At 61.0% G+C, this 18,471-nt stretch carries 18 protein-coding genes; 10 read left to right on the top strand and 8 right to left on the bottom strand.

What is annotated here, in order from left to right; translation table 11 throughout:
- The first annotated feature begins 81 nt into the window (after positions 1-81).
- From HNQ65_RS11345 to HNQ65_RS11330, 4 genes are all read left to right on the top strand, one after another.
- Positions 82-3,597, top strand: coding sequence for a pyruvate carboxylase (locus HNQ65_RS11345; RefSeq protein WP_184339640.1), 3,516 nt, complete (start codon positions 82-84; stop codon positions 3,595-3,597).
- Positions 3,598-3,705: 108 nt separating this feature from the next.
- Positions 3,706-4,446, top strand: coding sequence for a putative polyvalent protein kinase domain-containing protein (locus tag HNQ65_RS11340; protein ID WP_184339639.1), 741 nt, complete (start codon positions 3,706-3,708; stop codon positions 4,444-4,446).
- Positions 4,447-4,564: 118 nt separating this feature from the next.
- Positions 4,565-5,170 (top strand): fatty acid desaturase CarF family protein, encoded by a 606-nt coding sequence (locus HNQ65_RS11335; RefSeq protein ID WP_184339638.1) that lies wholly within the window; start codon positions 4,565-4,567, stop codon positions 5,168-5,170.
- Positions 5,171-5,243: 73 nt separating this feature from the next.
- On the top strand, positions 5,244-6,269 hold the full coding sequence (locus HNQ65_RS11330) for a DUF5685 family protein (protein WP_184339637.1): 1,026 nt from the start codon (positions 5,244-5,246) through the stop codon (positions 6,267-6,269).
- 6 nt (positions 6,270-6,275) lie between these two features.
- Here the strand turns inward: HNQ65_RS11330 and HNQ65_RS11325 are convergent, their stop codons facing one another.
- A complete protein-coding gene (locus HNQ65_RS11325; protein ID WP_221306133.1) occupies positions 6,276-6,785 on the bottom strand; it encodes a hypothetical protein in 510 nt (169 codons plus the stop codon).
- Positions 6,786-6,838: 53 nt separating this feature from the next.
- On the opposite strand from HNQ65_RS11325, the gene HNQ65_RS11320 reads away from it, so the two are divergent.
- A complete protein-coding gene (locus HNQ65_RS11320) occupies positions 6,839-7,018 on the top strand; it encodes a type II secretion system protein (RefSeq protein ID WP_184339635.1) in 180 nt (59 codons plus the stop codon).
- 32 nt (positions 7,019-7,050) lie between these two features.
- A complete protein-coding gene (locus HNQ65_RS11315) occupies positions 7,051-7,671 on the top strand; it encodes a prepilin-type N-terminal cleavage/methylation domain-containing protein (protein WP_184339634.1) in 621 nt (206 codons plus the stop codon).
- Positions 7,672-7,750: 79 nt separating this feature from the next.
- On the opposite strand, the gene HNQ65_RS11310 is transcribed toward HNQ65_RS11315, so the two are convergent.
- Genes HNQ65_RS11310 through HNQ65_RS11290 form a run of 5 tightly spaced genes read right to left on the bottom strand, consistent with a single transcriptional unit; the run spans position 7,751 to position 13,807 of the window.
- Entirely contained in the window at positions 7,751-8,599 is an 849-nt protein-coding gene (locus tag HNQ65_RS11310) for a hypothetical protein (protein WP_184339633.1), read from the bottom strand.
- Between the two features lie 10 nt (positions 8,600-8,609).
- Positions 8,610-9,152 (bottom strand): hypothetical protein, encoded by a 543-nt coding sequence (locus HNQ65_RS11305; protein WP_184339632.1) that lies wholly within the window; start codon positions 9,150-9,152, stop codon positions 8,610-8,612.
- 8 nt (positions 9,153-9,160) lie between these two features.
- Positions 9,161-10,111, bottom strand: coding sequence for a substrate-binding domain-containing protein (locus tag HNQ65_RS11300; protein WP_221306132.1), 951 nt, complete (start codon positions 10,109-10,111; stop codon positions 9,161-9,163).
- 50 nt (positions 10,112-10,161) lie between these two features.
- Positions 10,162-12,408 carry an exo-beta-N-acetylmuramidase NamZ domain-containing protein gene (locus tag HNQ65_RS11295; RefSeq protein ID WP_184339630.1) on the bottom strand — a complete coding sequence of 749 codons (2,247 nt, stop codon included), beginning with the start codon at positions 12,406-12,408 and terminating at the stop codon, positions 10,162-10,164.
- A 37-nt stretch (positions 12,409-12,445) separates the two neighbouring features.
- Entirely contained in the window at positions 12,446-13,807 is a 1,362-nt protein-coding gene (locus HNQ65_RS11290) for a sulfatase (RefSeq protein ID WP_184339629.1), read from the bottom strand.
- Positions 13,808-13,890: 83 nt separating this feature from the next.
- On the opposite strand from HNQ65_RS11290, the gene HNQ65_RS11285 reads away from it, so the two are divergent.
- Positions 13,891-14,820 (top strand): leucine-rich repeat domain-containing protein, encoded by a 930-nt coding sequence (locus HNQ65_RS11285; RefSeq protein WP_184339628.1) that lies wholly within the window; start codon positions 13,891-13,893, stop codon positions 14,818-14,820.
- Positions 14,821-14,873: 53 nt separating this feature from the next.
- The gene (locus tag HNQ65_RS11280) at positions 14,874-15,473 is read left to right on the top strand and encodes a cyclic nucleotide-binding domain-containing protein (protein WP_184339627.1); all 600 of its coding nucleotides are present in this window, start codon (positions 14,874-14,876) and stop codon (positions 15,471-15,473) included.
- 9 nt (positions 15,474-15,482) lie between these two features.
- Here the strand turns inward: HNQ65_RS11280 and rlmN are convergent, their stop codons facing one another.
- Positions 15,483-16,610, bottom strand: a complete 1,128-nt coding sequence (rlmN, locus tag HNQ65_RS11275) for a 23S rRNA (adenine(2503)-C(2))-methyltransferase RlmN (RefSeq protein WP_184339626.1) — start codon at positions 16,608-16,610, stop codon at positions 15,483-15,485.
- A gap of 63 nt (positions 16,611-16,673) precedes the next feature.
- Between rlmN and HNQ65_RS11270 the strand changes: the two genes are divergently transcribed.
- Positions 16,674-17,078, top strand: coding sequence for a hypothetical protein (locus HNQ65_RS11270; protein ID WP_184339625.1), 405 nt, complete (start codon positions 16,674-16,676; stop codon positions 17,076-17,078).
- A gap of 6 nt (positions 17,079-17,084) precedes the next feature.
- Here HNQ65_RS11270 and HNQ65_RS11265 read toward each other — a convergent pair whose 3' ends face one another.
- The gene (locus HNQ65_RS11265) at positions 17,085-17,945 is read right to left on the bottom strand and encodes an AraC family transcriptional regulator (protein WP_221306130.1); all 861 of its coding nucleotides are present in this window, start codon (positions 17,943-17,945) and stop codon (positions 17,085-17,087) included.
- Between the two features lie 161 nt (positions 17,946-18,106).
- Between HNQ65_RS11265 and HNQ65_RS11260 the strand changes: the two genes are divergently transcribed.
- Entirely contained in the window at positions 18,107-18,427 is a 321-nt protein-coding gene (locus HNQ65_RS11260) for an FmdB family zinc ribbon protein (RefSeq protein ID WP_184339623.1), read from the top strand.
- Positions 18,428-18,471: the final 44 nt, after the last annotated feature.

The following is an 18,471-nucleotide window of genomic DNA, read 5'->3' as shown; positions in this document are numbered from 1 at the left end:
ACGTCTGCACAAGAGCGCACCTCCTCCTTGCCACCAAAGGATTTCGCGGGACTGTGCGCGCGCATTCCAACCAACCCCACCATGTCCAAGAAAGCACCAGCCGCCTCCACGATCCGCCCCATCAAGAAACTGATGGTGGCGAACCGCTCTGAAATCGCCATCCGCGTGATGCGGGCGGCCACCGAGCTGGGGCTGAAAACGGTGGGGATCTATGCGCAGGAGGACCGCTTCTGCCCGCACCGCTTCAAGGCGGACGAGGCCTATGAGCTGAACAAGGACAAGGGACCCCTGGGAGCCTATCTGGACATCGAGGGCATCGTGACGCTGGCCAAGGAGAAAGGCGTAGACGCCATCCATCCGGGCTACGGCTTCCTGTCTGAGAACCCGCAGTTTGCCAAGGCCTGCGCGGATGCCGGGATCATCTTCATCGGCCCGGACTCGAAAATCCTGGAGATGATGGGAGACAAGACGGCGGCCCGCAATGTGGCGCGCAAGCTCCGGGTGCCGATCCTGGAAGGCACGGATGAGCCGGTGAGCGACCGCAAGGAGGCGCTGGCGACGGCGAAGAAGATCGGCTTTCCGCTGATCATCAAGGCGGCCTTTGGCGGCGGTGGGCGCGGCATGCGCGTGGTGCGCGAGGCGAAGGACCTGGAGAAGCTGCTGGACGAGGCGCAGACGGAAGCCGAACGCGCCTTTGGCAACGGGGCGGTGTTCCTGGAAAAATTTGTGGGCAAGGCCAAGCACATCGAGGTGCAGATCCTGGCGGACAAGCACGGCAACGTGCTGCACCTGCATGAGCGCGACTGCTCCGTGCAGCGCCGCCACCAGAAGGTGATCGAGCAGGCACCAAGCTACGGCATCAAGCAGGAGATCATCGACGGCCTGTGCGATGCGGCGGTGAAGCTGGCGCAGGAGGTGAACTACACGCATGCGGGCACGGTGGAGTTCCTGGTGGATCACGAGTCGGGCGAGTGGTACTTCATTGAAATGAATCCACGCATCCAGGTGGAACACACGGTGACGGAGGAGATCACGGGCATCGACATCGTGCGCAGCCAGATCCTGATCGCGCAGGGGCACAAGATGCACGATGAACCGCTGGCGCTGCCGGCGCAGGATAAGATCGAGAAGAGCGGCTTTGCCATCCAGTGCCGTATCACCACGGAAGATCCGGAGAACGGCTTCACGCCGGACTTTGGCAAGATCCTGACCTACCGCAGCGCGGGTGGCTTTGGCATCCGCCTGGACGGTGCGCTGGGGGCGACGAATGCGGTGATCACACCCTACTATGACTCGATGCTGGTGAAGATGACGGTCTTTGCCCGCACGTACAAGCAGGCGCTGGACCGCATGGACCGTGGCCTGCGCGAATTCCGCATCCGCGGGGTGAAGACGAACATCCCCTTCCTCATGAACGTGGTGCACCACCCGGACTTCATGTCCGGGCAGGCGACGACGCGCTTCATCGACAACAACCCGGACCTGCTGAAGTTTGTGGCGCGCAAGGACCGTGCCTCGAAGATGCTGAGCTATCTGGCAGACACGATCGTGAACGGGAATCCGTTTGCGAAGGGGCACAAGATTTCCAAGGCCTTCACGGCGCCGCCGATTCCGAAGTATGACCACCGCGTGGAGCCTGCCAAGGGCACCAAGCAGCTGCTGACGGAGATGGGCCCGGAGAAATTCTGCCTGAACTGGGTGGCGAAGCAGAAGAAGCTGCTGCTGACGGACACGACGATGCGCGACGCGCACCAGTCCCTGCTGGCGACACGCATGCGCACTTATGACATGCTGGCCGTGGCGGACAGCGTGGCACGCCGCACGCCGAACCTTTTCTCCCTGGAGATGTGGGGCGGTGCGACCTTTGACGTGACGATGCGCTTCCTGCGTGAAGATCCGTGGGAGCGCCTGCGCTCGATCCGCGCCAAGGTGCCGAACATTCTGCTGCAGATGCTGTTCCGCGGCTCGAACGCGGTGGGCTATACGAACTACCCGGACAACGTGGTGAAGGGCTTCATCAAGCACTCTGCAGAGAACGGGATGGACATCTTCCGCATCTTTGACTCGCTGAACTACCTGCCAAACCTGAAGGCGGCGATGGATGCGGTGCGCGAGGAGACGAACTCCATCTGCGAAGGCACGCTGTGCTACACCGGCGACATCCTGGACCCGAAGCGCGACAAGTATGACCTGAAGTACTACGTGCGCCTGGCCAAGGAGCTGGAAAAGATGGGAGCGCACATGCTCTGCATCAAGGACATGGCGGGCCTGGTGCGCCCCTTTGCCGCAAAGAAACTTGTCAAAGCGCTGAAGGATGAGGTGGGCCTGCCGATCCATTTCCACACGCATGACACCAGCGGCCTGAATGCCTCCAGCATTCTGGAAGCCGCCACGGCGGGTGTGGATGTGGTGGATGCGGCGATCTCATCGCTCTCCGGCGGCACTTCGCAGCCGAACCTGAACTCCATCGTGGCGGCAATGCAGAACACGCCGCGTGACACTGGACTGGACAGCGAGGCCCTGCAGGAATTCAGCGACTACTGGGCAGCGGTGCGCGCCTACTACAAGCCCTTTGATACTGCGGAGCCGTATGGCACGGCGGAAGTGTACCTGCACGAGATGCCCGGCGGCCAGTACACGAACCTCAAGGAGCAGGCCATCGGCATGGGCCTGGGGCCACGCTGGCCGGAGATCGCGCACGCCTATGCGGAAGTGAACCAGCTCTGCGGTGACATCGTGAAGGTGACACCGTCCAGCAAGGTGGTGGGCGACCTGGCGATCGAGTGCGTAGCGCGCGGTGTGAAACCGAGCGATGTCTTCAACCTGACCGGCACGAAGTGGAGCAAGGACGTGACCAGCATGTTTGAAGGCTGGCTGGGAGAGCCCTTCTACGGCATGGAGCCCGCCAAGGCGGCGGATTCACGCAAGAAGTGGAACAAGCTGGCCGACGCCATCGTGGGCAAGGACGGCAAGCGCATCAAGGGCCGCCCCGGCACCCATGCGGCGAAGGTGAACCTGACCGAAGTGCGCGCCGAGCTGAAGGGCAAGCTGAAGAAGGACCCCACCGATGATGATGTGTGGAGCTACCTCATGTATCCGGATGTGTTCCTGAAGTTTGCGGATTTCCGCAAGACCTACGGCGATGTCTCCGCACTGCCCACACCGGCCTACTACTACGGCCTGCAGGACAAGGAGGAGATCCACATCAACCTGGAAGAGGGCAAGACGCTGTTTGTGCGCCTGCTCAACATGACTGAGGCCGATCAGAACGGCCAGCAGACGGCGATCTTTGAACTCAATGGCTACCCGCGCCACACGACGGTGACGAACAAGGCACTGGCGAAGAACGCCGTGACCAAGACCAAGGCGGACCCGGCAGACCCGACTCAAGTCGGCGCGCCGATGCCAGGCATGGTGGCGAGCATTGCGGTGAGCGTGGGTCAGAAGGTTAAGGAAGGGGAGACTCTTCTGACGCTGGAGGCCATGAAGATGTTTGCCGCCGTGGCGTCACCGATCGCGGGCACCGTCAGCGAGATCTGCGTCAAGATCAGCGAAAGCGTGGAGAGCAAGGATCTGATGGTGAGGCTGGTGAAGTAGCGGGCCGAGATGATCTTAGGCATGCAAGCCCTGCGGGGCTTGCATGCCCCTTTTTTGTCGGACAAAGCCGACTGCAAAGGGCCCCGGTGGGCTGCGGCTTTTTGACAGGTGCATGCTAATGAGGCAAAGTGGGATATTGAACAAGAAAAGTACACCCACCCAAAAGCCGACTCAGGAAACAGCCTCGGATCTTTCCGTGGTTCGCAAGAGCTTCTCCGAAGCGCGGCGAAGAGCCTTGCAGACGCAAGGCGTGGTGACCATGGAGAAAGTGCGGATCAATCAATTGACGATGAAATCCGTACCTTGAGCGTTTTTATTGAGAGCACAGGCCTTCAACTCGATTCAGCAGACGTCCGAGCAAGACTTGGTGCCTTTCCCATGAAAGGCGGAAAAGAGCATCGGGTGGCTTATATTCCCGAGACAGGCCGTGTCATGAAAGTTGCCGATGCGCACATGCTGGCCACGGAGTCTTTATTCGACTATCTGACCGACCTGCTGCTCTCCAATCATTTCTTTGCCGATGACATCCAGCTTGAAGGGGTTTTTACGGAGGGCAGTCGTTTCCACACGGTCATTACACAGCCTTATATCAACGGAATCCACCCCGAGTGGCCAGAACTCAAAGCAGGCCTTCTTCGTCACAATCTGCGCGACCCATACCCAAGATCACTTGGAGGAAATTTCACCTTTGATGACCCATTGGTTGGAGAAGTGGATGTCTTTGATCTGCATCCCAACAATGTCATCCAGGACAGCACCGGATGGCTGAACCCGATCGATGCTCACTTCTATTTCGACAACACCGAAGCCAGGATCAACACGCTGATAAAACTCGACCTGTTGTATTAAACAACCAGGACCGTTCATGACTTGATGGCGTCTGTGGCCGTTCCATTGATCCCCTCAATCGCAGCTTCAAGACTATCAATATCCTGATTTGCGAAGGCTGAGACAGAGGTGCGGGGTCATGAAAGACCTTATCTTACTCTCTCTACAAGCAGCAGGTGTGGTGCTGGCGGCGGATTTTGCGGCGGGGCTGGTTCATTGGTTTGAGGACGCGTATGTGCGGGAGGACACGCCGTGGCTGGGGCGGTGGCTGGGCAGGCCGAACATTGTGCATCATCACCTGCCACGGCACATGACGCACAACACGTGGTGGGAGAGCAACAAGGAGCTGGTGATGACGATGGGGATGCTCATCATCGCGGCGGCGTGGCTGGGCTGCCTGACGTGGCATGTGTGGCTGTTTGCGCTGGTGGGCGGGAATGCGAACGAGGTGCACAAGTGGGCGCACCGCACGCGGAAGGAGAACGGGCGGGTGATTTCATGGCTGCAGGATGTGCGCATACTTCAGACGCCGCAGCATCATGCGGTGCATCACACCAACCCGAAGGATGTGCATTACTGCCCGGTAACGAATGTGCTGAATCCGGTGCTGGATGCGGTGCGCTTCTGGGAAGGTCTGGAGTGGCTTCTGAAGCACACGGTGGGGCTGAAGCGGCAGCCGGACACGTCAGTGCCCGGCCAGGGAGCAGCGCCGGCGTGGATCGTGGAGATGCGGCGGGCGGGGTGATCGAATTTTTTGCTCGTGGCAGCAGGTGCTTGCGCCATGTTTGTGAATGTTCGGCCATCTCCCAGGTCCTGCCATGTGCTGCCAGAAGGCAGCCTCTCTGTACCGCGCACACTTCTGCGGTCTGGGCACCAGTCTGCACCGTCACTATGGCGCGTGGGCGCGCTGGCTGGTGAACCGGGACAGTGCTTTTCTGACGCTGCTGGGTTCCGCCCTGGCGGAAGCACCGCCGGTGCTGTGCCGGACGACGTGTTGCAATGCATTTGCCACGCCGCGTGATCTCGTGGCGGACAGCCCGGTGCTGCAATACACCGCCGCTGTGACTGTCTGCGGCCTGAGCGCGAAGCTGGATGACGATGCGCAGGATGAGCGGGGGTGGCGACGCCATGCGGCGCGTGTGGGATCGAGAGCGCTCGACAGGCCCATCGGCGACGCGCTGGGTCTGCTGCATGCGATGCGTTTTCCGGTGCAAGACGTTCGCGGCTGGATGGCCGGACAGGCTGACATTGAGCATTCATCGGCCAGCCTCCATGAATGCGCCAGGCCGACGTGTGCGGCGTATGGTGAGATCGTGGGGCACCTGGCGCAGGTGTCGGGTGCACCGGGTGCGAAACCGCTGCTGCATCAACTCGGTGAGAGCCTGGGTTTTCTCATCTACGCGCAGGATGCCTGGGAGGATTGGGCGCGGGACAAGAAGCGTGGACAGTTCAATCCGCTGCATGCCTTTCCTGATCTCGTGGGGCGGCGGGCGGCGTTACTGCCTAAGCTTGAGCAGGCACTGGCCAGCCTGCGGTGTGCGTTTGATGCCCTGCCGCTGCGGCGACATCGCGACCTGCTGCAGACGGTGCTGATCGCTGGTGCGGAAGCGCGGGTGGTGCAGGTGGCGGGAGACACGAAGAAAGGCACGAAGCATGTGCAGTCACCCATTGAAGGCACCCGGCGGAAACGCTCGTGCTGGGACAAATGCGATGGGTGCCACTGCGGCGATTGCAGTGACTGCTGTGACTGCTGCCGCCCCGGATGGACCAGAGGCGGGAGTTCCATGATCGACTGCAATCCCTGCGACGGCGACGGATGTGGATGCTGCGGGTGTGACTGCTAGGCGTGATCAAGCCACTGCGGTCACCTTTGCAGAAAGGCCGGGGCGCATGGCGATGGTGTCCCCTGCCCGCCTGGCGATGAGTTTTTGACCCAAGGCGGATGCGGGGGTGATGACGACGACTTCCTGGCCTGCATGCACAACCTCCGTACCGCCTGCGAAGGGACCGAGGAAGTAGTGTGTTTGTTCGCCGAAAGTTTCCAAGGTGACGAGGGCTCCGAGTGTGATGGCGGCACCTGACTCGAGGGTGTTTCCTGACAATGCGCCGAAGGCACGCACGGCCTCTTGAAGCTCGGCCACGCGCTGGGCCTGACCGCGGGCGACGTAAGAGGCCTCGAGGGTACGGGTGTCGTATTTGTTTTCCGCCTTGCTGTCGGGGTCTGTGGCTGCGGCAAAGGAGCCCTGCGCGGCACGGGTGAGGGTGGCGAGCTCGGTGCTGAGGACGGAGACGATTTGAGCGAGGACGGTTTCTTTGTTCACGGAGCAGGCAGCCCTGCGCTGATTCAGGCGGGGGATCAAGGGTGAAAAGAGCAGGATTGACCTGGCCCCTTCATTCCGAGTATTTTAGAGGCATGAATACGCAACAAGTGCGGTGTTCGCGGGCCTTTTCCAATCCGGAGTATCTGGTGGCGCTGACCATCCTCGCGATTCTGGCGAGCGTGGCCATGACTCTCATCAGCAGGTGCCACCGGCAGAGCCAGCTCAGAGAGAGTCCTGTGCGTGTGCATGATGCGGAGAAAAAGCAGCATTGACCCGCCGGTGGCAGTTCCGGTAATATCGGATCATGAAAACGCACCGTAAGCATGCTTCGAGAGCGTTCACCCTGATCGAACTGCTCATCACGATCACCATCATCGCGGTTCTCGCCAGCCTGACGGCGGTGGGAGTCACCCAAATCACCGAACAAGCCAATCGTGTGAAAGTGCGAGCGGCCATCATGGATCTGAGGAACGGCATTGACCACTTCCAGACTGACTATGGGCGCTATCCCACCGACTCCAACGTCAGTGGCGCCAATGGGGAAGACGCGCCCGAACTGCTCACGGATGGAAACAATGCCCTGGTGGACACGCTCATGGGAATTCCACCTTCTTCGAGCGGGACGATGGACATGAACCCCAAGCGCGTCCAATACGCCACCTTTCCGCCAGCGAACAATGGCCGCCATGGGCTGGTGGGTGCGGCACGCCCCTTCAAGCTGGCGGACCTGTACGGCCAGCCCTACCACATCCTGCTGGATACGAACGGTGACAACCAGGTGAAGAATCCCGACATCAGCAACAGCGATCCCAGGATCTCGGCCAACCAGCCGGCGCATCTGCCGCTGAAGATCGCTGTTTATAGCAACGGCAAAGATCAGCAGCCGCGCACGAGCGATGACATCACGTCGTGGCGGCCGAAATGAGACAGAGTTTTTGTGGCGCTGCAGCGTTCACCGGAGCCGGTTAAAAACCGGCGCTCCCGGCAAAGAAAAGAGCTGCCGCCTACTTTCCTGCGTTCTTGAAGAGTTCGGGATGGTCGAGGACGACTTTCTTGAGGCGGAGCACCTGCATGGAGGGGCAGTCTGGGGGCATCCAGGTGGCGTGCTCGATGACTTCACGACCACCGATGCTGCCTGCGATGACGTAGGCCCCGAGCAGGGTGCCAAGCATGTCGGCGTGGGTGCCGTCTTCGGCGTAAAGCGAAAGTGCGGGATATTGATCGTGCACAAGCCACCAGAAGTCTCCCACCGGGCTGATGAGAATCTGAGCGCCTGGATTTTTTTCCAGAGCTGCTTTCATGACACGCACATTGGCGAGATGAATATTGACACGGGCCTCGGCTTGACTGGCACCTGTGAGACGGGCCTCTTTGCTCTGCTCCTTCCAGAGCTTTTCATGCCGTGGCCAGACTTGGAAATCCACGATCAGGACACTGGGGTTGGCTTCGCGGGCCAGTTTGACGAGCTTGGAAAAGCCGCTTTCCATCAGGCTTCTGGAATCTGCCTCCACAGCGGCGGCGGCGGAGATGATGCTCTGCTCCTGCACCACGACGACGTCCCAAGGTTTGCCGTCGTCGGCCCCTTTTTTCAATAGTGCCAGGCCTTCTTCATTGTGGGCGTGCTGTTCCAAGGTGTAGTTGCCATGCACACTGCTGCCGATGTGTGGAGACAGCATTCCGGAGGAAGACATGAGCTCCCCCACCATGCCGGGCATGCGGTTGAAGGCGGTGTAGCTGTTGCCGAAGAAAAGGATGCGGACATGGGGCGGGCCTTCTTCAGCTGCGCGGAGTGAGCAGGCGAAGACGACGAACGCTGAAAGCAGCAGAAGACGGAGTGGGGCCGGTGGTTTCATGCGTGAGTGCTCAAGGCATGCAGAGCTTGTCGGCCAAGATCTCGGCTTTTTCATTTCCTTCCTTGGAATCCACATGGCCAACAACGCGAGACTTCCGACCATCGAGCTTGATGATGACGAGCGTCTCCAAGCGAGTCTGTTTGGCGTCATCGGCGCTGGACATCATGCGGTAGATGACGGCGTAAGGCATGAAGGAGCCGCCTTTGCGGAAGCCGCGCCACTGCACCACATTATTGGCCTTGGCTGGAAACTGACCTGGGCAGGCGCTAAGGGTGTCGTTCATGAGGTCGGTCTTTCCGCCGTCGTAGATGAGATTGATCCAGCTGCGGAGGTCGCCGCCTTCATGGATGATCTGATAGCCACCGAGGCCTGGGCAGAGGTGCCGGAAGTGGTCGATCTCGGTATCTTTCTCGCGCGAGGAGTCTTCGAGGATTTTGACCTTCTTGGGATCGGTGGTGGTGAATTCGGAATCAGGTTTGGGCTCGTCAGCGCGGAGCGTGGCTGAGCTGAGGAGCAGCAGAGCGATGAGGGTGAATGGTGTGTGAAGGGACATGGTGAAGATCAGTGGAGTGAAGCATCTGCCGCGCCATCGGCTTTGCGGTATAGGCTTGTGGGAATGAGGAGCGCAGGCGGCAGGTCTTCGCCTCTGGAATAGCGCATGTAGGCGCGCACGACTTCCTGGCCCATCTTGTCGGGGAACTGGATGGGGTCGGCGTAGATTTTGCCGTCTTTGATGGCCTGCTTGCCTTCGGGCTGGCCGTCGAAGCCGATGATCACCACACGATCTGCCTTTCCGGCTTTTTCGAGGGCTCCGCGCGCGCCGAGAGCACCGGGGTCATTGATGGCAAAGATGCCCACGAGATCCGGCTGGGCCTGGAGCATGTCTTCGGTGACCTTGTAGCCTTTGTCATTGGCGCCGCCGCAGTCGAGCTGGCTGACGATCTCGATCTTGCTCACGGCGGTGGCGTTGTGGGCGTCGATGACTTCGCGGAATCCCTTCACGCGAAGAATGCAAGATTCGACCGCCTTGAGGTCGAGCACGCCGATCTTGCCCCCCTTCCCTTGCAGAGCCTCGATCATGGCCTCGCCCGCCATCCTGCCGCCGCCGTAGTTGTCCGTGGCCACCTGGGTGGTGATTTTGACGCCGGGCTCGTTGCAGGGCACGTCCACGGTGAAGACGGGGATGCCGGCCTTGTTGGCCTCCTGGATGACGGGAACGATGGCCTTGGAGTCGGCGGGGCTGAGCACGATGGCGGCCACGTCTTTGACGACGAAGTCTTTGATCTGATTGCTCTGGCGCGCGACGTCGTGGTCGGCACTGACCACGAGGGTGTCGTAACCATGCTTTGCAGCCTCGGCGGCGACGTTGTCGCCGATGACTTTGAAGAAGGGATTTTGCAGAGAGAGGAGCGAGACGGCGATGGTGCCGCGCGATTCAGCGCGCCCGCTGCCTTCTTTGCCGCAGGCGGCGATCAGGAGAGTGCAGGCGAGGAGACAGCGGCGTAGATTCATCGTGTACATGCTAGCACAGGCTGGCGGTCTGGAGGCAAGCCCGGAGTCCATCAGTAGCGGAGAAATGCGCTGCGGCGCTGCTCAAAGGCCTGCGTACCCTCCGCCCAGTCTGCCAAGACCTGACGCCAGGAATCTCCGGCAGCAATTTTTTTGACGCTGGTGGCGCGGTTCATGAGGGTGTCCACTTTGGGAAGGTCGAAGGCTTTGGGATACAGGCGCTGCAGGGTGCAAGCCACGGCCACGCCGAGCTCCACGGGGCGGAGCGCCTCGCGGTCGGTGATGGTCATGCGCACGCCGCCGCAGGGCTGGCCTTTGAAGATACTGGCGGTGGGGGTGAAGCAGACGGGGGTGAACTGCACACCAGGGAGACCGAGTTTGTTCAGCTCATAGGACAGGCGCAGGTCATCCACATAAGGTGCGCCAAAGACTTCAAAGGGGGTGTCTGTGCCGCGACCGACGGTGATGCTGAACTCCAGCAGGCCGATACCAGGATACAGCAGCGCGGCATTGAGCGAGCGCATGTTGGGCGAGGGATTGATCCAGGGGAGACCTGTCTGATCAAAGAGCAGAGAGCGCTGCCAGCCCTCGACGGGGATGATTTTCAGATCGCACTGCATGGCGCGCTCGGCGTTCATCATGGCGGCGAGTTCGCCGGCGGTCATGCCGTGACGAAGGGGGATGGCGTGGGTGGAGGTGGGTTTTTCGGCATCGATGACGGCGGGGCCTTCCACCTGGAGGCCGCCGATGGGGTTGACGCGATCGAGCACATAGAAGGCTTTTTTGGCCTTGGCGGCGGACTCCATGCAGAGCCGCATGGTGCCGATGTAGGTGTAGAAGCGGCAGCCGATGTCCTGGATGTCGAAGACGAGGGCGTCCACGTCGGCGAGCTGCTCCTGGGTGGGTGCGCGCTGGGTGCCGTAGAGGCTGATGATGGGCAGGCCGGTCTTTTTGTCGGTGGAGTTGCTGATCTTTTCCTGGTCCAGCTCGCCACGGATGCCGTGCTCGGGGCTGAAAAGTTTTTTCAGCTTCACGTCGGGGGCCTTGGCGAGGAGATCGATGGTGCTTTGCCGACGGGCGTCGATGCCGGTCTGATTGGTGATGAGGCCGATGCGAAGTCCTTTGAGATCGGCAAATTTTCGGCGGGCAAGCACGTCGATGCCATTGAGCACGGTGGGCACTTCCTTTTCTGCCCGAGGCCAGAGCGAGCCCGCTGCGGGAGCGAGCTTGAGGCACTGAGCTGCGGTGGTGCCAATGTCTTCATACAAGTCACGCACGCTGCCTTTGCCATGCGGATGCAGGCGGGAGCTCATGAAGATGACGAAGGACTGCGAGGCGGGATCGATCCACAGGCTGGTGCCGGTGAAGCCGGTGTGGCCGTAGGAACCGAGGGGGAAAATCTTGCCGCGTGGCCTGCTAAATGCGGAGTCGATGTCCCAGCCGAGGCCGCGGCGCTCAAAGACGGTGGCTGGAGTCTGCGGTGCGGTCATGAGCTTGACCGTTTCCGGTTTCAGCACACCGGCTCCGCCCTGGAGGAGCATGCGCGCATATTTGGCCAGATCGCCTGCGGTGGTGAAGAGGCCGGCGTGCCCGGCGACGCCGCCCATTTTGCGAGAGGTGGGATCATGCACCACGCCACGCAGCATGGTGCCGCTCTCGTCTTTCTCCGTGGGGGCGATGCGTGGCTTCCACTCATCAGGCGGGAGGAAGCGGGTGGAGTCCATGTGCAGGGGCTCGAAGACGTACTGCGCGGCGAACTCGTTTAACTTCATGCCGCTGACGCGCTGGACGATCTCGCCAAGCAGAATGAAATTGATGTCCGAGTAGCGAAAGAAGCGGCCGGGCGGGCCATCGGGCTCGGTGGCGATGGCGCGCTCGATGCCCGCCGCGTAGCCCGACCATTCGGGCTCCTTGGGGATGCCCGGCTTGAAGCCGGAGGTGTGGGTAAGCAGGTGCCGCAGTGTGATGCAAGCACGCATCTCGGGGATGTAGCGCCGTGCCTCGGCCTCCAGATCGATCTTTCCCTGCTGCATGAGGATCAAAACGCTGGGCAGGGTGGCAACGACCTTGGTCAAAGAAGCCGCATCAAAGACCGTGTCTTCAGTCATGGCCTCTTTGGCCGGCAGGAGTGCCCGCTGGCCTTCGACGAGAGTGAGCTTTTGATCTCCGCTCTCCAACCACAGCACAGCACCGGCAGGGTTTTGTTTGGTGACAGCTTTGGACACCACGGCGCGCAGCGAATCAAAGTCGTCCGCCATGGCGACGGAGACGAAGAGAAGGAAAAGGAACGGGCGCAGCATGATGAACCTCATGCTGCCAGAAACGCTGCGAATCAGGCTATTTCTTTTTCTTCTTCGCGGCAGGTTTGCCCTGCTTGGGGCTTTCGAAGATGGGGGCGATGGTGCCTTTTTCCCAATCGGCGATGGCGGAGACGAGTTCCTTGACCACTTCGGGCTTATCAGCGGCGAGGTTTTTGGACTCGCCGATGTCTGCAGCGAGATCGTAGAGTTCAGGCTCCGCCTTGCCGAGACGCACGAGCTTCATGCTGCCACGACGCACGGCGTTGTTGCCTCCGGGGCCGCCAGTGCGCCAGAAGAGGAGGTCATGAGGAGCGGCGGGTTTTTCGCCACTGAGGAAGGGCAGCAGATTCACGCCATCCAGATTTTTCGGCGTCAGCTCTGCGGAGTCTGCAGCGGCCAGAGAGGTGGGCAGGAAGTCGAGTGCGATGACGGGCTGCTCGTATTTGCCGGGCTTGATCCTTGCGGGCCAGCTGACGAGGAAGGGCACACGCATGCCGCCTTCATAGACCATGCCCTTGGCCCCACGCAGGGGAGCGTTGCTGGTGAAGTTGGTGCCGCTTTTCGCCTGGAGATTAGGACCTCCGTTGTCGCTGACAAAATAGATGAGTGTGTTCTCGTCCTGCTTGGTGGCTTCCAGTTTGGCGAGCACGGCACCGATGGCTTCGTCCATGGCCGAGACCATGGCGGCGTAGGTCTGGCGGCTTTTGTCGGCAAGCTGGGAGTACCTATCCAGCCACTTCTGCGGAGCCTGGAGAGGTGTGTGCGGGGCATTGAAGGCGAGATAGAGCATCCAGGGCTTGTCCTTGCCAGCGTGGCGCTCCACGAATGACGAAGCCTCATCGCCAAACTGCTCAGTGAGGTACTTGGTCTGCGCTTCGTCCTTGCCGTTGCGATTGAGAGGGATGGTGTACTCCACGCCGCCTTTGTCTCCGGGAAAGTACTGATGCCCGCCGCCGAGAGCGCCGAAGTATTCATCAAAACCGCGCTCATTCGGGTGGAACTGCGGATGCGCGCCGAGGTGCCACTTGCCCACGGCACCCGTGACGTAGCCGGCCTGGCGCATGAGCTGCGGAAAGGTGGTCTCCGTGAGCGGAAGGCCTGCCACGGTATCCTGCGGCACCCAGGCGGGATTGTTTTCATGGCCAAAGCGGTGCTGGTAGCGCCCGGTCATGATGCCTGCGCGCGTGGGGCTGCAGAAAGGGTGGGAGACATAGCCATTGGTGCAGACGAGGCTGCGTGCGGCCAGCTTGTCGAGATTGGGCGTGGTGATCTCCTTGGAACCCTGAAAGCCGACATCGTTGTAGCCCAGATCGTCGGCGATGATGAGCAGGACGTTGGGTTTGGCAGCGAAGGCGGACGATACGAGAAACAGTGAGGCAAGGAGAAGAAGCGGGCGCATGATGATGGTGCGAAAACGTCCGTTTGCCGTTGTTGTTTCACTTCCGGCTTGCAAGGAGCGGGGAAATCCGGCATGCCGGTGCCATGAAGCCCAGCCTGCTCCTTGTACTGCCTCTGCTCCTGACTCAGTGTGGTGATGAGCCCAAGAAAAATGCGCCTGCGGAGGCGGCCAAGCCTGCAGCGGAAAACAAGGCAGCGGCCCCTGCTGCTCCTGCCCCAGCGCCTGCCAAAGAGGAGCCAAAGAAGGTCTATTGGACGCAGGAGATGATGCACACGGAGATCAAGTACCACAACCCGGGGTACCTGGGGGACGGGCAGTTTAACATCGAGAATGGCAACGTGATCGCGCTGAGCTTGCGCGGGGCGAAGATCGAGAATGTGAAGTTTCTGGAGCATATCGAGCCGCTGGCGCTGGATCTGAGCGAGACACCGATCACCGACCTGAGGCCGCTGCAGGGCAAAAAGCTGGTGGAGCTGTACCTGGAGGACACGAAGGTCAAAGATCTCTCCGCCCTGCGTGGCATGCCGCTGGAGAAGCTCTACCTGAGCCGCACGCCCGTGGAGAACCTGGCGGCGCTGGAAAAAATGCCGCTGGTGGAGCTGAACGCGGTGGGCTGCCCGATCGGAGACATTTCGGGGATCGCGCACTGCCCGATCCAGATGCTGTGGCTGACAGACTGCCCAGTGGAAGACATCCGTGCCCTAAAAACGGTGCCGCTGGTAAGCGTAACGCTGCACCGCACGAAGGTGAAGGACCTCTCCCCGCTGAGCGGCACGGCGCTGCAGCGCCTGCACATTGGCGAAACGCCTGTGACAGATCTGACACCGCTAAAGGGCATGAAGCTGACAAGGCTGGTTTTCAGCCCTGCGAGCATCAAGGCAGGCATTGATGTGGCGAAAGAGCTGCCGCTGCAGGAGATCGGCACGCGTTTTGACGATGGTGGCAAGGACCTGATGCCCCCTGCGAGCTTCTGGCCCGCCTATGATGCCGCTGTGAAAAGTGGCGGAAATTGACCAAAATTTATCTTGTCCACGCCGCCTTCCTCCTGACACAATCCCGTAGTTCCATGAAAGAGTTTGCTTACATCCATGACGAGAAGCACAACCCGTCGCCTCTGCGTGCGGTTCCGGCTCTCGCCAGTTTCAGCGATGACCAGCTCGATGATGTGCTCAATTCCAGCAGCCTGCTGCAGTGCGAGCCAGGAGATTGCATCATCCAAGAAGGCAGCATCGACTCCCGCATCTACGTCCTGCTCAGCGGTGAGCTGGAGGTGCGGGTCGGCACCAAGAAGGTGGCCTCCATCACCCGCATCGGGGAAGTTTTTGGCGAGCTGGCGCTCGTGAACCATGACAAGCGTCTCGCCTCCGTGCTCGCCTCTTCAAAGGCGGTATGCCTGGCGGTGGACCAGAAGTTTTTGCAGGACATCCATCCGCGCGAGCAGGATCCGGATTTCCACGCGGCCCTCTATGAGTTTGTGGCCCGCCTCGTGGTGCGCAAGCTGGAAGCCACCTCCCGCCGTCTGGCGCAGGTGGAAAAAGAGCTGCGTGAGCTGAAGGAAGCGCAGGCAGCCCCTGTCTCCAAGCCCGTGGTGCCCAAGCTCAAGCGCCCCGTGAAACGCGCCCCTGCCGCAGCGGTGCGGAAACCTACACGAAGCAAAGTACGATAAGACCAGATCTCAGCCAGCGCCGCCGCCGATGGTGATGCGCTTGGCGGGGATGGGCGATTCGATGATGCCAAGCTCTGTCTCCTGCTTGAGACGGAGCTGACCGCAGGCTGCAGCGATGTCGTGGCCTTTTTCCCGGCGCAGCGTGGCGGTGACACCCGCATTCGTAAGCACAGCGAGAAAGGCATCCTGACTGGCCTCGCTTGGGCGCACCCAGTCGAGGCCATCGACGGTGTTGTAAGGGATGAGGTTTACCTTGGCATTGGCGCTGCGGGCGCGTTTGGCCAGGGCCTGGGCCTGCGGCAGACTGTCATTCACATTGGCGATGAGAATGAACTCAAAGGTAAGGAACTGCTTCCGCTTCTGGTTCCAGTAGTCGAGCGCCTCGAAGAGTTCGGCGAGGTTGTGCTTGCGGTTCACCGGCATGATCTGGTCGCGCACCTCGTCGGTGGCGCCATGCAGGGAGATGGCCAGGCGGATCTGCAGCGGGAAATCCGCCAGCTTTTTGATCTGCGGGGCCAGTCCGCTGGTGCTGACGGTCATGTGCCGCGCACCGATGCCGATGCCCCACTCTGCATTCAGGATCTCGATGGCCTTGGTGACGTTGGAGAAATTGGCCAGGGGCTCTCCCATGCCCATGAAGACAAGGTTGTCCACACGCTCTCCAGCGTAGGCCTCCACCTGCACGATCTGCTCGACGATCTCGGCCGCAGTGAGATTACGGGTGAAGCCGGCGAGGCCGCTGGCGCAGAATTTGCAGTCGTAGGCGCAGCCCACCTGGCTGGAGACGCAGAGGGTACGGCGGTCGGAGGCACCGCCGTAGAGGGCAGGATTGGCCGGGATGAGCACGGTCTCGACATAGCGGCCGTCGCGGAGTTTGAGGAGGAATTTACGAGTCGTATCGCGAGAGCCGGTAACCTTGGCGATGCTCATGGTGCGCGTGACGAAGCGGGTGGCCAGGGCCTCGCGGGTGGCCTTGGGCAGATTGGTCATCTCCTCCAAGCTGGCGGCGCGTTTGGCAAAGACCCATTCGACAAGCTGCTTGGCACGAAAAGCGGGCTGCCCCAGCTCCGCAAACACGGCGGCGATCTCCTCCGGCTTCATGCCGAGGAGGCCCTGGGGTTCGTGTGTGGTGCTCATGGTGCTGACAGTGGCGATGAAATGGGGATTTGAAATTCGAGATTTGAGTTTGATGCTGATGTCATGATCTTTCCCGGCCTCATCATGCTGCTTGTCATGGTTGTTCTCATCGGCATCGGGATCGGAGCAGGCCTTTTTGCCTGTGCCATCGCCGCGGGGCTGACGATGCTGGGGGTGATTTCCAGCTCTGTGGCGCTGGGCTTCCTGACCAAGCGGCCTGCCACCGCCGTGCGGGCGCTACTGCTGCAGTGTGGCATTCTGGCGGGCATCCCTGCCGGAGCCGTGACTGCCTGGGTGGGCCGTGCGGTGCTGGAGAAGGTGGATGAGAGCTGGATGATCGCCGTGTATGGCGGGATCGGCGGGGCGTTTGCAGGCGCGGTGCTGGCGCTGCTGCTGGACTTTATTTTCCGCCGCACGCATGCGTGGCTGGAGGAGCGGGTGAAGCAGCACAAGTCGCTGCCGAGCTGAGGGCTATTATGACTGCTTTTCCTGCTCGCGGAACTGCGTGGGAGTGAGCTTGGTCATCTTCTTGAAGTCCTTGGAGAAGAAGAACTGGTCGTGGTAGCCCACCTGACGGGCGATCTCCTTGACGGGGTCGTCGGATTCGATGAGGCGGCGCTTGGCCTGATTGATGCGCTCCCGACGCAGCCAGTCGATGGGGCTGGTGCCGATGGCGGCTTTGAACTGGCGGCTGAAGTGGCTCTCGCTCATGCCGCTGAGCTGGGCCAGCTCCACCACACGCATGGGGAGATGGAAGTAGAGGCGCATGCGCTCGAGGGCCTTGGAGACGGCGGAGGGCAGCTCGGGCTGCACCTGGCCCGGCTCCGAAAGGCGGACGTGGAAGGCCTGGCCGATGATGGAGGCCACGGCGGCGCTGGCCTGGGCGGCATCGCTGGGGCGGGTGCCGCTCATTTGCTCAAAGGCGCACTCAAATTCACTGGCAACGAGCTGCTCATTGATGCCCTCCAGCACGGGCTGGGAGCGCACCTGCAGGAGCTCGGCAATGCGGTCCAGCGGACGGCCTTCCACACGCATCCAGTAGAGCTCCCAGGGATCCTTTTTTGCAGCACCGTAGAGGTGAGGATGGTGGCAGTTGACCCACAGGAGCGCGCCGGGGCCGACTTCGTGGCGCTTGCCCGCGATCTGGACCCAGCCGCGACCTTTGAGACAGAGAATGAGCTCGTGGCCGGGGTAGGTCTCGCGCTCGATGCGGTGCTCATAGCCTGCCTTCAGATGGCCTGCGCGCACTACTGAATAAAACAAATCGCGCTGCCAGTCGGCGGGAGTGGCATAAAGATTCCTCAAGAATGTGGTTTCCTGAAACGGCGAAGCCATGGCCGGATAATACATCGACCACCACGTCGATGTCGAGCTTTGATTGCAAATAGGGTCAAGTGGAGGGGAAAATCCTTTTGCAGCCCATGAGGCAAAGCGGCATACTCCACCCCCGCTGCGCAACCTCTCAATCCCCGCGCAGCCTTTTCAAAAAAAACACCATGCCCACCTACGACTACGAATGCCAGACGTGTGGCCATCAGTTTGAGGCCAGACAATCCATGAAAGACCCGCACCTGACGGACTGCCCGAAAGAGGGCTGCCCGGGTCCGGTGAAACGCAAGATCGGCCTGGGATCAGGCTTCATCTTCAAAGGCAACGGCTTCTACATCACGGACTACCGCAGTGACTCGTACAAGGCTGCGGCGAAGAAGGATTCTGAAAGCGCGTCGAGTTCGAGTTCTTCGAGTTCCACGGCGTCATCCAGCCCTGCGCCAGCCGCCAGCAGTCCCGCACCTGCCAAGAGCAGCACGGCGGCCTGAGCCTGCCTCTGAGCCCCTCACTCATCCCTCCCCCACCCTGCAGC

This window comes from Prosthecobacter vanneervenii (genome assembly GCF_014203095.1).
Lineage (GTDB): Bacteria > Verrucomicrobiota > Verrucomicrobiia > Verrucomicrobiales > Verrucomicrobiaceae > Prosthecobacter > Prosthecobacter vanneervenii.
The sequence above is the reverse complement of the archived record's forward strand: the minus strand, read 5'-3'. Positions and strand labels throughout refer to the sequence as shown.

Bases quoted from the DNA above. Each gene is read 5' to 3' on its own strand.
- HNQ65_RS11270 (WP_184339625.1), top strand. From the start codon at position 16,674: ATGATCTTTCCCGGCCTCATCATGCTGCTTGTCATGGTTGTTCTCATC.
- HNQ65_RS11285 (WP_184339628.1), top strand. From the start codon at position 13,891: ATGAAGCCCAGCCTGCTCCTTGTACTGCCTCTGCTCCTGACTCAGTGT.
- HNQ65_RS11345 (WP_184339640.1), top strand. From the start codon at position 82: ATGTCCAAGAAAGCACCAGCCGCCTCCACGATCCGCCCCATCAAGAAA.
- HNQ65_RS11310 (WP_184339633.1), bottom strand. From the start codon at position 8,599: ATGAAACCACCGGCCCCACTCCGTCTTCTGCTGCTTTCAGCGTTCGTC.
- HNQ65_RS11335 (WP_184339638.1), top strand. From the start codon at position 4,565: ATGAAAGACCTTATCTTACTCTCTCTACAAGCAGCAGGTGTGGTGCTG.
- HNQ65_RS11295 (WP_184339630.1), bottom strand. From the start codon at position 12,408: ATGCTGCGCCCGTTCCTTTTCCTTCTCTTCGTCTCCGTCGCCATGGCG.
- HNQ65_RS11280 (WP_184339627.1), top strand. From the start codon at position 14,874: ATGAAAGAGTTTGCTTACATCCATGACGAGAAGCACAACCCGTCGCCT.
- HNQ65_RS11330 (WP_184339637.1), top strand. From the start codon at position 5,244: ATGTGCTGCCAGAAGGCAGCCTCTCTGTACCGCGCACACTTCTGCGGT.
- rlmN (WP_184339626.1), bottom strand. From the start codon at position 16,610: ATGAGCACCACACACGAACCCCAGGGCCTCCTCGGCATGAAGCCGGAG.
- HNQ65_RS11260 (WP_184339623.1), top strand. From the start codon at position 18,107: ATGCCCACCTACGACTACGAATGCCAGACGTGTGGCCATCAGTTTGAG.
- HNQ65_RS11265 (WP_221306130.1), bottom strand. From the start codon at position 17,945: ATGGCTTCGCCGTTTCAGGAAACCACATTCTTGAGGAATCTTTATGCC.
- HNQ65_RS11300 (WP_221306132.1), bottom strand. From the start codon at position 10,111: ATGAATCTACGCCGCTGTCTCCTCGCCTGCACTCTCCTGATCGCCGCC.
- HNQ65_RS11290 (WP_184339629.1), bottom strand. From the start codon at position 13,807: ATGCGCCCGCTTCTTCTCCTTGCCTCACTGTTTCTCGTATCGTCCGCC.
- HNQ65_RS11315 (WP_184339634.1), top strand. From the start codon at position 7,051: ATGAAAACGCACCGTAAGCATGCTTCGAGAGCGTTCACCCTGATCGAA.
- HNQ65_RS11320 (WP_184339635.1), top strand. From the start codon at position 6,839: ATGAATACGCAACAAGTGCGGTGTTCGCGGGCCTTTTCCAATCCGGAG.
- HNQ65_RS11305 (WP_184339632.1), bottom strand. From the start codon at position 9,152: ATGTCCCTTCACACACCATTCACCCTCATCGCTCTGCTGCTCCTCAGC.